Below are 14,305 nucleotides of genomic sequence, written 5' to 3'. Positions count from 1 at the left end.
TGATGACTGCGAAGACAATGCCCGGAGGGCCGCGTTTCGCGCCCTATGCCAGCGGTAAGTTCCAGATGGCCATGGGGATGGTAGCGCTCGATCTTAAAGACTGGATCGATGTCGACCATAGCCGCGCAACGGAGCTGACCGAGAAAGAACGGCTGCTTTCGGAGAAGCATGAGGCCGTCTTTGCCGACTTGCCCGGAAGCGAGGCTGCCCAGCGTGAAGTATTGATGCTTCTGCTGGATAATCTGGAACGCTGTCATCCCGGTCTGATTGCCTTCGACGAGGGCGTTGTCCATGTGGCGGAGACCGGAAAATCCTATCGTCTCTCGGACTTTGGCGATCATGCCCTCGACCTCGCCGGCCGGCTGGTGCAGGAGGATCTTTGTCTGATGACACCGGGTGAGGCGGGATACGCGCTGCATGCGGCCTCGCTCTGTTTTCCCGGGCGATGGCTGCTTGGCGAGAAGCTGGGCAAACCGATGATGGGGATTCACGAGCCGGTCTCCGGCTATGCGGAGAAACTCGGAAAACCGGTGGACCGGTTCTTCACCCATCTGAAGGCGGACAAGCCGGTATCGCGTCTCAACTGGTCGATCCTTGACGATCCCGCCCTGTTCCAGACTTCCGGCCACTCTTCGACTGTGCAGCACAGAGAGATCACGGCAGAGAATGCCGGTAAGTGTCTCTGGCTTCGCATCGAGCGGCAGACCTTGCGGCGGTTGCCGCAATCGGGCGATATCCTGTTCACCATTCGCACTTTCGTCGATCCTCTCTGTGCGCTTGAAGGGCGGCCGGATCTTGCGGCAAGTCTGCGCGGCGCGATCGCGGATATGCCCGAGGGTATGCAGCGCTACAAGAGCCTGATCCCGTTCCGCGAGGCGCTGGACGGTTATCTCGGAGCGCTGATGGAACGGGCTGCCTGAGCGGATGGATGTTGAAGCCCTGCTCGGAGAGCTGCGCAAGCCGGAAACGCTGACGATTCTTGGCCGTGCACTGGAGCCGCACCTGAAGGACGGTGCCCGGACGCTGGTCTATCCCATGCCCTATGCGGACGCGATCGGCCATCTGGCGCCGGAGCCGCACTATTTGGCCTCGCTCTACTGCGCGGAATACGACCGGATCGTGCTGCTGACGCCGCCCCGTGCCGTGCCGACGATGAAGCGCCCGCTCTACGATCTGCTGGCCCGGGATTTCGGCATGGCGGAAACCCAGCATGCGCCCTTGCTGCTGCTACGGGATCTCGACCGGGGGATTGTCCGGATGGGGCCGTTCGATCTCTGTCTTGTCCACACTCACAAATTTTACCGCGCCTATACGCAACACCGCGCGGCGCGAAAACCGCTGGTGCATCTCAAGCTCGACGATGAAATGCGTTCGGCGGGGGAGCGCTGGCTCGCGGGCATCGGACTGGAGCCGGGTAGCCCTTACGTGACCCTGCATATGCGGGAGGAAGGGTACGCGCATGATGCCGGTAGCGCGCCTTACGGGAAGCTGCGCACGGTTGACCCCGCCAACTTCCGGCCCGCTGTCGACTGGCTCGTCCAGGCCGGTTACACGGTTTTCCGTTTGGGGGGAGAAAACTCCGAGCCGTTCATCCATCCGTCCGGAAAAGTGATTGATCTGGCCCATGATCCGCGCGCCGAGGATTTCCTCGACATTTATCTGATGGCCACCTGCAGCTTCTCGCTGAACTGCCAGTCCGGTCCGGAAGCCCTGGCCCGCGCGTTCGGGCGCCCGAGCGTCAACACCAACTTGTTGCCGACGGTGATGAGCCATCATCTCGACAGCGATCTTTTCCTCTTCAAACCACTCTATCGCGGAGACAGCGCAACGCCGCTTTCCTATGAGGAACAGTTGTCCTGCATGCTGCCAAACCGGTTGGTGGCGGGGCCGTTACCGGATCAGGACTGGTACGCGGAACATGGCTTCCGGGCCGAGGATTGTTCCGCGGGTGATCTGTTGGCGGCGGTAGAGGAAATGCACGCCCGGCTTGGTGGCGGGCCGGCACCGGATGACGCTGCCAATGCGCGTTTCGTCGCGATGAGCAAGAGCTACGAAGAGCTGATCCGGGACAACGAAATCGCCCGTTTCCAGGGGAATGATGTTTATGCCTACGCCCACAACATGGGCACGCTTTCGGCCGCCTGGGCCGGGCTCAATCCGTGGTTTCTTGCGTGACGGAACCTGCCGGGCCCGGTTAGGCTCGGCCGATGATCGATCATGTCTCCATCGCCGTTTCTGATCTCACGCGCAGTGCGGCCTTCTATGACGCTGTGCTGGCGCGACTCGGCTTCACACGCCTCGCCGAGCGGGAACACACCATCGGTTTCGGCAAAAAATACCCGGAATTCTGGCTCAACCTCCGCCCCGGCATGGAGGCTGTCCTGGAGGGAACGGGCATCCATATCTGTCTGCGTGCCGGCTCCCGGGAAGCCGTCGACGCCTTCCATGCTGCCGCACTAACGCAGGGCGGACGCGACGATGGCGCACCGGGAGAACGACAGGCCCAGATGACCGTCTATTACGGCGCCTTCATCCGCGACCCGGACGGGAACAAGATCGAGGCGGTGACGTTTCCGCGTTAGGTCAGCGCGCGCCGGACGCTTTCATCAGCAGATTCTTCGTTTGGGGCGATTTTTCAAGGCTACGGACGAGGCGCTCGCTCCAACGGGGACCTCGTTCCATTGCGTCCTCGTAGGCCTCAACCAGTTCGCTTGGCCGGTCTTCGGCAAGGACGGCAATCAGGAGTTCGGCTTGAAGCCTGTCCTTTCGGGCCTTCAGGCTTTCGGGGCCGCCAATACGTCGATCGGCTATGATGAGCTTGTGAATGGCGAACCGTTCGGGACTCGGTACCTGCACGAGAATACCGTCGCGATAGACCGCTGCCGAGTGTATGGAATCGGCAATCAGGTAGTTCAGATAATGAAGTGATTGGGCGCTGACGCCGAGTGCGGCGAGCTCACGCAGATCTTCCTTTTCGTCGAAGGACGGCGTCAGGAATTCGACAAGGGTCTGGCTCTTGCTTTGCCGCCAGCGCCATATCTGTCCGGTGTGGAGGCTGGGGACGGGATCGAATTCGAAGTCGGCGAGGACAGTGTTGATCGAGGGCAGGACCTCTTCCCCCAGAGCGAGGGAGAGTTTTTCGAAGCTGGCGATATTGATATCGTTTGTCATCGCCGCCTGATCCAGCGTGAGGCGAAGACCCAGTTCGCCTTCATAGACACGGAAGGCGTTGGTGCCGACAAGGACTCCGCCAAGCCTGAAGGTACCCGCCCGAGCGAGCGCGGCGATCAGGCTTCCCGTTGCGCCGTCCATGCCCGCGAACCGCTCGCTGCGGAGCAGCCGCACCAAGCGTGTGCGTTCCTTGCGCCGGGCATCGCGCTGTTCTTCCAGGCGTTTGTGGTCATTTAGACGCAGCCGCAATGCATCGGTATCTTCGCCGAGATAGCGCTCTTTTATTTCGGCGCCAACCCGATATCGATCGTACCAGTATTGACGTCCGCCTCGCTTGCGCATAGTGGGCGTGCCGCGAATTTCGGATACGGCCTCGTCCATGAGGAGGGCCACGAGATCATGGTAGGCCGCGAGTGCTGTTGGCGAGTGTCTTTGGTAAATTTCAGCCATTTAATCTTGCCACACAAAATAATTCGCGTGTGGCAAATGTAGAATGTTTAACCTTGCCACACAATAATTGTTTTGTGTGGCAAGGTTTGTTCCGTCTTCAGACAGCTTCCCGCAGCAGCGACATCGAGAGGCACCGAGGCCCGCCACCGGCTTGGGTGAACATCGACAGATCCGGGTCGAGCACGGTGATGCCCTCGGCGCGCAGAGCCTCGTTGACCCGCTTCGCGCTTTTCGACGAAATCACCCGGTCATTGCCGAGGGACATGCAATTGCACTGGAGCAGCATCGCTTCCTTGTAGGTCACCGGCACCGGCTTGATGCCGTGTCCGGCGACCCATTCGACGAAATCGTCGTCCAGCACGTCGAGGCACATCAGGGCGAGGCGTTCGTTCACGGTAGCGTAGAGCAGGTCGAGATGCAGGAAATGCTCGGCGAATTTCTGGATCCGGCATTCCCAGCCTTCTGCCTGGAGCCAGGCCTGAAGCTGTTTTGCCGCCGGCTCGCAGGTGCGCTGGCCGGTATAGCCGATAACCGCGACGCCTGGCTTGATCAGGTGGATATCGCCGCCTTCAATCGGCCCGGCCGTGGCCCAGTTCCAGACCGGAATGCCGCGTTTTTCATAGAACCGGTAGGTGGTGGCGATTTCGCCCCGGCGTTGTTGGCGGTACATCTGGCCGAGGAAGACACCCCATGGCGTCATCACGGATGGATCGCGAGTATAGATCTGGTAGCTCAAAGTCGGATCGGTGTCAGCGAAATGGCAGGTGACACCGGCGCCTTCATAGGCGGCGATAAATTCCTGATAGCCGGAGAGGGCGGCAGCCTTGTCGAACGGAACGCCGTCGCGCAGGGTGGCCCGGACCACGGCATTGGCGGTGGTGTCTTCCTTGGCGACGTCGGACCACTGGAAATTATCGGGGCGGCAGAGATAGACGTCCTTGAGGACGCCATACTCGGAGGCAACGGCGAAGGCGTTCGAGCCAGGTGTCATCGAAAAATCCGGAAAAGAGTCGCGAAATGAGCTGGCAGCTTAGCCTTCCGCTTCCGCCGCCAGCAAGTCGCGAAGCTCTGTCTTCAGGATTTTGCCGTAATTGTTCTTGGTCAGGGCGGTGACCAGCCGGTATTCCTTCGGCCGTTTGAAGCGGGCGATATTATCGAGGCAAAGCGTGTCCAGCTCGGCGGTGTCGATCTGCTGTTCCGGCTGCGGCACCACGAAAGCGACGACTTCCTCTCCCCAGTCCGCATGCGGGCGGCCGACCACGGCGCATTCATAGACGCCCGGATGACGCAGCAGCACTTCCTCGATCTCGCGGGGATAGATGTTGGTGCCGCCGGAAATGATCATGTCCTTGGAGCGGTCTTTCAGGGTGACGTAGCCATCCTCGTCCATGGCACCGAGATCGCCTGTCCAGAGCCAACCGTCACGCAGGGTGCTGGCCGTTGCGTCCGGGTTCAGCCAGTAGCCGGCCATGACGATATCGCCCCGGCAGATAATCTCTCCGGTCTCCCCGTAAGGAACATCCTTGCCGTCCGTGTCCACCACGCGGACCTCGACACCGGTGCGGGCGAACCCGGCGGAAGCGAGGCGGGCGAGATAGCGCGGGTGATCCCGGTCAAGGAATGCCGACTTGGGCAGGCCGGTGATGGTCATCGGTGCTTCGCCGAGGCCGTAGATCTGCGTCAGCTTCGGGCCAAGCACATCCAGCGCCTTCAGCGTGTCTTCCAGATACATCGGCCCGCCGCCATAGACGATGGTTTTCAGATTCGCGAGATCGGCGGTGGCGGTGCCCGGGTGGTTCAGCAGACGGCTGACCATGGTCGGCGCGAAGAAGAAGCTGGCGCCGGGCCAGTGCCGGATCAGCTCCAGGCATTCCTCGACATCATAGCCGCCGCTCTGCGGCACCACGTTATTTGCCCCGCGCGCCACATGCGGCATGGCGTAGAGGCCGGAGCCGTGGCTCATCGGCGCCGCATGGATCATGCAGTCGAACTCGCTGATCTGGTCAACGTCGGCGAGATAGTTCGTGGTGGCGAACATCAGGCTGCGATGGGTGATCATCGCGCCCTTCGGTCTGCCGGTGGTGCCGGAGGTGTAGAACAGCCAGCAGAGCGCATCCGGATCGACGGTTGCGGCCGGGATTGGCGCCGCGTCGAACAGCTCCTCGAAATCCGGATCGTCGATGGCGATCAGATGCTCAAGATCGGGGGCTTCCGCCTTCACGCCAGCCAGCGTCCCGGCGACGTCCGGCGTTGCGAAACAGGCCTTGGCGCCGCTGTTATAGAGGATGAAGGCAAGTTCTTTCGGGTGCAGCTTGGCATTGATCGGCACGGCGGCGAGCCCGGCATGCCAGATGGCGTAGAGGATTTCCAGATAGAGCGGGTCGTTCTTCATGGCCAGCGCGACCCGGTCGCCTGGCATCAGGTCAAGCTCGCCCCGCAGGGCTCCTGCAAGGCGGGCGGCCCGGTCACCGAGCTCCGCATAGGTCCGGCAGACCCGCTGCCCGTAGGAAATCGCCGGCCGGTCGCCATGGATCCGCGCGACCTGCGCCAGTAAAGCTGCCTGATTCATTCTGTTCCTCCCCGCCGATCTTGCGTCGGTCGCGGGAAATCTAGCAGCAGGTCAGGCCAACTGACCAGAGCGCGGGGCGTTATCACCATTAAAAGTGGGCCAAAACTGGCACGGCTATTGCTGAGACTGAATTATCAGTTCGGGAGCGAGTGAAACGTACGGCTAACGGTCAAAGCAGGAGTAGATGATGCGTTACATTCCGAAACATGCAGACGATTACGGTTTGAGCAGCAACGACGACGCTTTCGATGCGGCGTTCCTGTTCAATGACGGCAGCGAGATGGTCGAGGTCATGGGCGGTGACTGGTCGCTGACCGAAGATGATGAGCTGTTTGAGCTGGATCTGGTGCTCGTCAACTGAACGCGGGTTACTCGGTTCCGGTAGCCAGAACGCGCCCGTAATAGCGCAGGACGTTCTCTATCTCGGCACGCCAGAGCCGCCAGGTGTGATTGCCGTCCGTCATCCGGAACTCGACCGGTATGTCGGCCTGCTTCAGCGCCTGGTACAGAGCGATATTTCCTTCATAGAGGCCGAACCCGTCATCATCCCCGACGGTGATCCAGATCGCCGGGCGCTCGTCAATTGCCATGAGTGAGGGGATATCCGAGAAAAAATTCTGCCGGTTGAACTCGGCAACGTCGAACGGCTCCCCGAACACTCCCTTGAAAAAGCCGATCTGCTGCCGGGAAACATCTTCTGCAGCTTCCAGATCCGGGAAGATCGCGGCGCTCAGACCGGCGGTCATGGCGAAACGGTCCGGATACCGGAATGCCAGCCTGAAAGCCCCGTACCCTCCCATCGACAGACCGGCAATCGCCCGCCGGGACCGGTCGCCACCAAATCCGTGGGTTCTTTCCGTCTCCGGTATCAGGTCTTCCAGCAGGGCATCTTCATAAAGCCCGTGCTTCTCCGAATTCACATACCAGCTGTTTGCGCCGTCCGGCATGACGATGGCCATGGGCGGGATGGCGTTCTGCCGGATCAGGCGCGTTGCCGTTTGTGCGATATGCCCGAGGGCCTGCCAGTCGCGTTCATGGCCGCCGAGTCCGTGCAGCAGATAGAGAACGGGCAGCCGCGCGCTTTGCGCCTCCGGCAGGAACAGCGAGTATTTCATGGGGCCGTTGAGGGCCGGGCTCTCGACGGAAAGGCTTTCCTTGAGCTCCGCGTCAGCGCTCGCCAGTGTCAGAAAAAGGGCAACAAGCGCAATGGCTGGCCGGATGAGAGTGTGACGGGCCGTCATTCTGCCGGGGACAGGGCCGCACTGGCCGGGTTTGCCGGGCTTTTTCGCTCCACCGATGCGGCGGCGCGGTTCTCAATCGCCTTGCGCCACCATTCCTTCTTGATCGCCGTTACCAGATAGGCGAACAGCACCACGACAGCGAGGCCGGTCAGGTTCACCAGTGCCCAGCTCGCCTGGTTGCGGCCAAGCTGGTCCAGCACCATGCCGCCAAGCTGCGCCAGCCACATGTTCAGCAGAAAGACCGGGAGCGCCTGCTGGCCGACCGTGCGGATCGGATGGCAGGCCTTGTGCAGCAGCAGGTGTTCGCGGCCACGCACAAGATTGACCACAATATAGGCCAGGGCCAGGAAGTGGATGAAACGGAGGATGCCGTAATCGGTCTTGGCCCGCCAGGGCAGGGTGAGCTCCCGCCAGTCGGCCAGGAACGGCAGGCTCTCTTTGTAACCGACGAAGAACCACCAATGGGAGACCGGTGCGGCAGCAACGACGAAGATGATGCAGGACGCCATCAAGGCGCGGTTGAAAGGTGGCGGAGTCAACCAGCCGCGGGAGATGGCGAAGCCGGTGAAGAACACCAGTTGCCAGCCGAACGGATTGAAGAACCACTCTATATCCGGATTGTTCGGATGCGCCGGCAGGCCTCCGTCAAGGACCCAGTTCAGGCAATAGACGGATAGGGAGAATGCGATCGCGAGCAGGGGGTGGATCCGCGCCAGGGCCATGAAGACCGGGATCATCAGCAGGGCACCCATATACATCGGCATGATGTCGAAATAGTTCGGCACATAGGTCAGCGTCAGCAGGCCGAGCAGGGCTTTTGGCGTCTCGTTGAAGAAAAAATGCAGGTTCAGACGATCGATATAGTCCGGCTCTGCGAAGGTGGCATTTCCCGCCAGCATCAGACCCGTGATCAGGAAGAAGATCAGGATGTGCGCGGTGTAGAGCTGCCAGATCCGGTACAGCACGCGGCCGGTTCCGTGCCAGAACCCGGCCTTGATGAAAGTGCCGCCAAAGGCGATGGCGGCGGCGAAGCCGGAGCAGAAGACGAACATTTCGGCCGCGTCGGAAAACCCGAACCGCGCCGGAATGAAGTTCGACCAGTGATTTTGCGGGACATGGGCGATGAAGATGATCAGCATCGCGACTCCGCGAAAGAAGTCGAGCCTCGGGTCGCGCTGCCGTCGCGTCTTGGTCGCTTGCTCTGCCATGGTCCTCACTCATCGGCTGCGGAAATCCGCACGCCGTCATCATCATGCCACAGAGCCTATAAGCGCCGGAATATGCTGGAACTCCAGTCAATTTGGTCTCGCGATCTTGTGATGCTTGTTTTGCTGACGGGCGGGCTGTTCCAGACCAAATCTCTGAAATGTTGCCTGGGAAGAGGAAGCGTGTCCTATCTCCCGCAACCATAAAAAAGACATCGTCCTGGTCCATTGGAGCGGGCGGTATTGCGCGGATAGCGGTACGGCCGCCGCTGGATGCGTATTGCGTGGCTGATGACGCGTGGAGATGGCCGGTGGATTTAGGGACTATGGACGCAGGACGGTACTTTGGGGCGGGTGTTCCGGTTTATAGGCAGAGGATGACCGCACGGCGTGTCTTCTTCGCCTCCCTGGTCTGCGGCAGCATTCTCGCTCTGGTGTCGGCGCTGACATATGTCTTCGCGGCAGACGGTCTGCGGGCCATTGAAATCGCCATGATCACGGTGTTCGCCCTGAACACGCCGTGGATGGTGATCGGGTTCTGGAACGCGGTGATCGGTTTTTCCCTGCTGCATTTCAAGCGCGATTGGCTGCCGTCGGTGACAGGCCTTGCCGGGCTGGAGGACGAGACATCCGCGATCGGCAGCCGGACGGCGATCATCATGCCGGTGCATAACGAGAGCCCCGATCTGGTCGTCGGTAACCTGAAAGCGGTGACGGACAGTCTGGACGCGACAGGGCTCTCCGACACCTTCGATGTTTTTCTTTTGAGCGATACGACCGATCCGGACATCGTGCAGCGCGAGCAGGCCCTGTTCGAGGCATGGCGGGATGGAAACGAGCGCCCGGACCGGCTGCATTACCGTCGCCGGACAGATAACAGCCGTCAGAAGGTTGGCAATATCGAGGATTTCTGTACGCGCTGGGGAGACGGTTTCGATTTCATGATCGTGCTGGATGCGGACAGCGTGATGTCCGGTCCGGCGATCCTGCGCCTGGTCCGGCTGATGCAGCACAATCCCGATCTCGGCATCCTGCAGACCCTGGTGACGGGTATGCCCGCCAGCAGCGCCTTCGCCCGGATGTTCCAGTTCGGCATGCGTCACGGCATGCGCTCCTACACGACGGGGAGCGCCTGGTGGCAAGGCCCTGACGGACCATACTGGGGGCACAATGCCATCCTGCGGCTTGAGGCTTTCCGGCGGAATTGCACCCTTCCGACGCTGCCAGGAACACGTCCGCTCGGCGGCGAGATCCTGAGCCACGACCAGGTCGAGGCGGTATTCATGCGCCGAGGCGGCTACGGGGTCCGGGTGCTGCCGCTGGAAGAGGGCAGCTACGAGGAAAATCCGACCACCCTGCCGGATTTCCTGACCCGCGATCTGCGCTGGTGTCAGGGCAACATGCAATATCTGAAACTGTTCCGGCATCCCTCACTGATCCGGGGCGTCCGCCCGATGGGGCGTCTGCAATTGCTGCTCGCCATCATGATGTATACTGGAGCCCCGCTCTGGTATGCCTTCATGGGATTGGGGCTGGCGGATCTATGTCTGTCGGCGTTCTCCAATGGTGGGACTGGAGCCGCCGTGGGCGCACCCGGTTTCGGTCTGGCGTTGTTCGCCGCCGTTATGGTCATGACCTTTGCGCCGAAGCTGTTCGGTATTCTCGATATCGCGCTGCGCCGCAAGGGGCGCCGATCTTATGGCGGAGGCCTGCGGGTTGCCGCCGGAACCGTGCTGGAGACAGTATTTTCGCTGTTGCTGTCGCCGGTTGTCGCATTGGCGCAGACCGTCTTCGTGTTCGGCCTGTTCTTCGGCAAGCGGATCAGGTGGGATGCGCAGGAGCGGGACGACAGGCGGGTGACGTTGCGGGAAGCGTTGAGTGGCCTCTGGCTGCAAACGGCGCTGGGCGGCACTTTCCTGACGGCACTTCTATTCGTCGCGCCGAATATCCTGCCGTGGGCAACGCCCGTGATCGCCGGCCTTCTGTTCTCTGTGCCGTTCGCTGTCGTGACGGCGTCGCCGTTTCTGGGACGGCTTTTCCGACGGTTCGGGCTCTGCGCCATTCCCGAGGAAAGTCTGGTCCCGGAAGTGCTGCGGGACGTGCGGGGCTCGGTGCCCCAGCCAGCGCCTGTTCTCCGTGCCGCTCCGGCTGTTCGCCCTCTCGCCGATCCGGAGCGCGCCTGAGCGGCTATCGCTCTTTTGTTCTTGCCTGTGCTCGCTTAGGGTTCGCTCGCGTAAAAACGGGAGCGTACGGTGATGACGGAACGGCAGGATCAAGCGGTCTGGCAGGTGGTCGAGGCACGGGATGTTTACGACAATCCGTGGATCCGCGTTGTCGAGCATGATGTGATCGATCCGAACGGGAACCCTGGCCTCTATGGCGTTGTCCGGGTGAAGGGGCTGGCGGTCGGTATCCTGCCGGTAGATGGCGAGGGAATGACCTGGCTGGTTGGCCAGCATCGTTTTCCGCGCGATTATTACAGTTGGGAATTGCCGGAAGGCGGCGGGTCCTTTGACGATCCGCAAGGCTCTGCCGAACGGGAACTGCTTGAGGAAACCGGCCTGAAGGCTGGGGGCTGGCAGGAAATCCTGCGAATGGATCTCTCGAACTCAATCACGGACGAGCAGGCAATCGGTTTCATCGCCTGGGACCTTGAAGAAGGCGTGGCGCAACCGGAAGCGTGCGAGCGGCTTGAGTTGCGCCGCATGCCGGTGCGTGAAGCGGTGGAAATGGCGCTTAGCGGCGTGATCGTGGATGCTATTGCCCAGACCATGCTGCTGAAAGCCGATGCGCTGGCCCGGCGCGGCATGTTGCCAGCCGAACTCGCGAGACACATTATTTAATTAGCGGGCTATCTAGGCTCAATAATAACACTTATAATAACGCTTAAGCCGATCCGGCGAGTGCCATTTCGAGTTGGGGTTGCTAATCTTATCCAGTTTGTGGCGGTAGTGGTTATTGATCAAGGGCAGTTCTTGATCGAAGTAATATCTGGCAACATTAGTATCCGGTAATGTGTGCTTTTTCTGTGGGCGATGCAGCAAGGCCGTCTCGGCCTTGGTGATGGCTGCTTCGAAGTCCCAGGTTCTCATGGCCTCAAGTTCGTCGGAATAGCGGGTGTCGTTCAACTCTATTAACTGACTCCGGCTAAGTCGGGAGACGTCGCGACCGCTATCGTCAAAGACCAAGCGATTGTACTTCGAGAACGGAATGTTGACGTCATAGTCGCGGGATGATCGCTGCTCGGCCTGCTTAATAAGGCACGTGACCTGATTTCGGACTATCCAGGCTGCAATTGCAGCTGGCGAAAGCTTCCGGAGACCACAGATGAATTGCTCCTCGAACTCGATGTATAGATCCTTCAATTCGACGGTATGCTCGACGCGAAAAATCTTTTTGTCAAAGTTGACGATATCAACACATGTTTCAGTGCGGTAATAAATATTTGATAGGTGGCGGTAGCTCAACCCAAGGGAGTCGGTCAGTTTCCGGAAATTTTCCTTAAGGCAATCGGCACTCCCTGTGTTACTCACGCCGAAAAATCCACTGCCAGTGCCGTGTTCCCGCCTGATCAGGCTACTCTTGTATTGGTCGGTTCCAATCTCCGTGTGAAGATTTTTTAAGTACCTCGCTATTACGAACGCTCTTGCAGTGGTCGTAATCATCGACTGTTTTTTGATCATCGCTTATGGGCTCTAGGACGTATAAGACATGGAATACTTCCGGTTTTTGGATAGCCCAATTGGATGACTGTCCATGTTCGCAATCTACATCGCATAGACCGTCATTTTCTGGATCAACCAACGAGCCCTGGGCCTAGTCTCTGGTCATCTAGCCCCGACTAACTCAAGGCTGTGCCCACATGCGGAGCAGGTTGAGCCGACCCTTTTCAAGCATCAGCACGGCGCGCTTGTCCACGTCGGAGCTGGTCAGGATCGCCTGGGTTTCCGCCAGATCGCCGATCACTTCCCGCTTCAGGGGATCGGGCACCATGCTTTCCATCCAGGTGACGATGGCAAGCCGCCGTCCGGATGTCACCGGGTTCACATGATGCAGGTAATGCGTCGGGTAGAGCACCGCGTCGCCCGGGTTTTCCTTGTAGACCTGATCACCGAAATCGGTGCTCAGCACCAGCTCGCCACCCTGATAGGCATCCGGCTTGTTCAGGAAAATGGTGATCGAGAGATCGGTGCGCATGCCGGGATAGGGGCCCATCAGCGCGGCGTCGATATGCTCGCCATATTTGTTCCCGGTGGTGTAGGAGGCGAAGATCGGCGACAGGATGCGCCGGGGAAGAGCCTTGATGGCGACAGTCTCGTTGGCCTTCATCGCGCCCATGACCATATCCGCCATTTCCCGGTATTGCGGGCTGTTCGGCGGTACCTGGGTGTTCTTCTTGATGTCCTTGCCGAGCGGGCCGCCGCTCGAGCTGCCATCAATGAATTGCGCCGAAAACAGCTTCGCCGCGATGGTTTTCACCTGATCCTTGCTCAGTAGCTCACGTATGACCGCAACCATGGCCCCAATTTCCCTTCCCGCATGGTAATTGGCCCGCATGGTAACAGGACCGTTTCCAAATACGAGCCTTGATGTGACAGCCATAGTCGCCAGATTTGAAGCATCGCAATAAACGCGGGAGAACCGGGTATGGGCATGCTGATCGAGGGCGAATGGCAGCCGGACGATGCAACCGCCAAAACTGAAAACGGCCGTTTCAAGCGCCAGGACTCGGCTTTTCGTAATGCCGTCGAGGATATACCGGGTGCCCGGTTTGCTCCGGAGTCCGGCCGCTATCATCTCTATGTGTCCTACGCCTGCCCCTGGGCCCATCGCACATTGATTGCCCGATCCCTGAAAGGGCTGGCGCCGCATATCGATATTTCCGTCGTCGATCCGCATATGGGCGAGGGTGGCTGGTTCTTTGGCGATGATCCGGAGGGCACGGACGATCCGGTCAACGGTGCCGGGTTCCTGCGTGACGTCTATGTGAAGGCGAACCCGTCCTATACGGGCCGCGTCACGGTGCCGGTGCTCTGGGACAAGAAGGAGGGCACGATCGTTTCCAACGAGTCCTCCGAGATTTTGCGCATGTTTAACTCTGCCTTCAACGGACTGGCGGGCGTTGATGCCGATCTGGATCTCTATCCCGCCGGTCTGCGGGCGGAAATCGATGTCGTGAACGAGGGCGTCTATACCGACATCAATAATGGGGTCTACCGGAACGGATTTGCCGGGACGCAGGAGGCTTATGAAGAAGCCTATGATGCATTGTTTGCCCGTCTCGATGAGCTTGAGACGAAGCTTGGCCGGAATCGTTATCTCGTCGGAAACCGGATCACGGAGGCTGACTGGCGGCTCTTCGTCACGCTTGTCCGGTTCGATGCGGTCTATTTCACTCACTTCAAGTGCAATCGCCAGATGATTGCTGATTTTCCAAACCTTTCCAATTATTTGCGGGAATTGTTTCAGGTCGGGAACGTGGCTGAAACGGTGAATCTCCGGCATATCAAGCAGCATTATTTCGGCAGCCATAAGGGGATCAACCCGAAGGGCATCGTGCCCAAGGGACCGTTGCTTGATTTCCATCGTCCGCATGACCGGGGACGCCTTCTGGCGGCGTGATGCAAAACCGGCACGCTCCTTGCTTTATCTCTTTACGAGATGCCGGT

14 protein-coding genes are annotated in these 14,305 nt (G+C 59.9%); 7 read left to right on the top strand and 7 right to left on the bottom strand.

Features of this window, described 5'->3' with window-relative positions; genetic code table 11:
• Positions 1-2 precede the first annotated feature (2 nt).
• The 3 genes from AAC126_RS00460 to AAC126_RS00450 are packed head-to-tail and all read left to right on the top strand — an operon-like array spanning position 3 to position 2,582.
• Complete coding sequence (locus AAC126_RS00460; RefSeq protein ID WP_339848736.1) at positions 3-920, top strand: DUF3445 domain-containing protein; 918 nt, start codon at positions 3-5, stop codon at positions 918-920.
• Between the two features lie 4 nt (positions 921-924).
• Positions 925-2,175 (top strand): TIGR04372 family glycosyltransferase, encoded by a 1,251-nt coding sequence (locus AAC126_RS00455; protein ID WP_339848734.1) that lies wholly within the window; start codon positions 925-927, stop codon positions 2,173-2,175.
• Between the two features lie 32 nt (positions 2,176-2,207).
• Complete coding sequence (locus AAC126_RS00450; RefSeq protein ID WP_339848732.1) at positions 2,208-2,582, top strand: VOC family protein; 375 nt, start codon at positions 2,208-2,210, stop codon at positions 2,580-2,582.
• A gap of 1 nt (position 2,583) precedes the next feature.
• Here the strand turns inward: AAC126_RS00450 and AAC126_RS00445 are convergent, their stop codons facing one another.
• The 3 genes from AAC126_RS00445 to AAC126_RS00435 all read right to left on the bottom strand — a co-directional run bounded on the left by AAC126_RS00445 (position 2,584) and on the right by AAC126_RS00435 (position 6,190).
• Entirely contained in the window at positions 2,584-3,621 is a 1,038-nt protein-coding gene (locus AAC126_RS00445; protein ID WP_339848730.1) for a GSU2403 family nucleotidyltransferase fold protein, read from the bottom strand.
• A 97-nt stretch (positions 3,622-3,718) separates the two neighbouring features.
• On the bottom strand, positions 3,719-4,612 hold the full coding sequence (locus tag AAC126_RS00440; protein ID WP_339848727.1) for an arginine deiminase family protein: 894 nt from the start codon (positions 4,610-4,612) through the stop codon (positions 3,719-3,721).
• Between the two features lie 39 nt (positions 4,613-4,651).
• Positions 4,652-6,190 (bottom strand): long-chain fatty acid--CoA ligase, encoded by a 1,539-nt coding sequence (locus AAC126_RS00435; protein ID WP_339848725.1) that lies wholly within the window; start codon positions 6,188-6,190, stop codon positions 4,652-4,654.
• A gap of 184 nt (positions 6,191-6,374) precedes the next feature.
• Between AAC126_RS00435 and AAC126_RS00430 the strand changes: the two genes are divergently transcribed.
• On the top strand, positions 6,375-6,551 hold the full coding sequence (locus AAC126_RS00430) for a hypothetical protein (protein WP_339848723.1): 177 nt from the start codon (positions 6,375-6,377) through the stop codon (positions 6,549-6,551).
• A 7-nt stretch (positions 6,552-6,558) separates the two neighbouring features.
• On the opposite strand, the gene AAC126_RS00425 is transcribed toward AAC126_RS00430, so the two are convergent.
• Entirely contained in the window at positions 6,559-7,431 is an 873-nt protein-coding gene (locus AAC126_RS00425; RefSeq protein WP_339848721.1) for an alpha/beta hydrolase family protein, read from the bottom strand.
• Complete coding sequence (locus AAC126_RS00420; RefSeq protein WP_339848718.1) at positions 7,428-8,639, bottom strand: OpgC domain-containing protein; 1,212 nt, start codon at positions 8,637-8,639, stop codon at positions 7,428-7,430. Before AAC126_RS00420 ends, AAC126_RS00425 begins: the two co-directional genes overlap by 4 nt.
• A 374-nt stretch (positions 8,640-9,013) precedes the next feature.
• Between AAC126_RS00420 and mdoH the strand changes: the two genes are divergently transcribed.
• Both mdoH and AAC126_RS00410 read left to right on the top strand, forming a co-directional pair.
• The gene (gene mdoH / locus AAC126_RS00415) at positions 9,014-10,819 is read left to right on the top strand and encodes a glucans biosynthesis glucosyltransferase MdoH (RefSeq protein ID WP_339848716.1); all 1,806 of its coding nucleotides are present in this window, start codon (positions 9,014-9,016) and stop codon (positions 10,817-10,819) included.
• Between the two features lie 72 nt (positions 10,820-10,891).
• The gene (locus tag AAC126_RS00410) at positions 10,892-11,479 is read left to right on the top strand and encodes an NUDIX hydrolase (RefSeq protein WP_339848714.1); all 588 of its coding nucleotides are present in this window, start codon (positions 10,892-10,894) and stop codon (positions 11,477-11,479) included.
• An 18-nt stretch (positions 11,480-11,497) separates the two neighbouring features.
• Here AAC126_RS00410 and AAC126_RS00405 read toward each other — a convergent pair whose 3' ends face one another.
• Together AAC126_RS00405 and AAC126_RS00400 are read right to left on the bottom strand one after the other, a co-directional pair.
• On the bottom strand, positions 11,498-12,319 hold the full coding sequence (locus tag AAC126_RS00405; protein WP_339848712.1) for a hypothetical protein: 822 nt from the start codon (positions 12,317-12,319) through the stop codon (positions 11,498-11,500).
• A gap of 163 nt (positions 12,320-12,482) precedes the next feature.
• A complete protein-coding gene (locus tag AAC126_RS00400) occupies positions 12,483-13,154 on the bottom strand; it encodes a Fe2+-dependent dioxygenase (protein WP_339848710.1) in 672 nt (223 codons plus the stop codon).
• Between the two features lie 129 nt (positions 13,155-13,283).
• On the opposite strand from AAC126_RS00400, the gene AAC126_RS00395 reads away from it, so the two are divergent.
• Entirely contained in the window at positions 13,284-14,258 is a 975-nt protein-coding gene (locus tag AAC126_RS00395) for a glutathione S-transferase family protein (protein WP_339848708.1), read from the top strand.
• Positions 14,259-14,305 lie beyond the last annotated feature (47 nt).

The sequence above is a fragment of the uncultured Nisaea sp. genome, from assembly GCF_963974195.1.
Classification (GTDB): domain Bacteria; phylum Pseudomonadota; class Alphaproteobacteria; order Thalassobaculales; family Thalassobaculaceae; genus Nisaea.
Note: the sequence above shows the minus strand (reverse complement) of the source record. Positions and strands in the feature narration are given on the sequence as shown.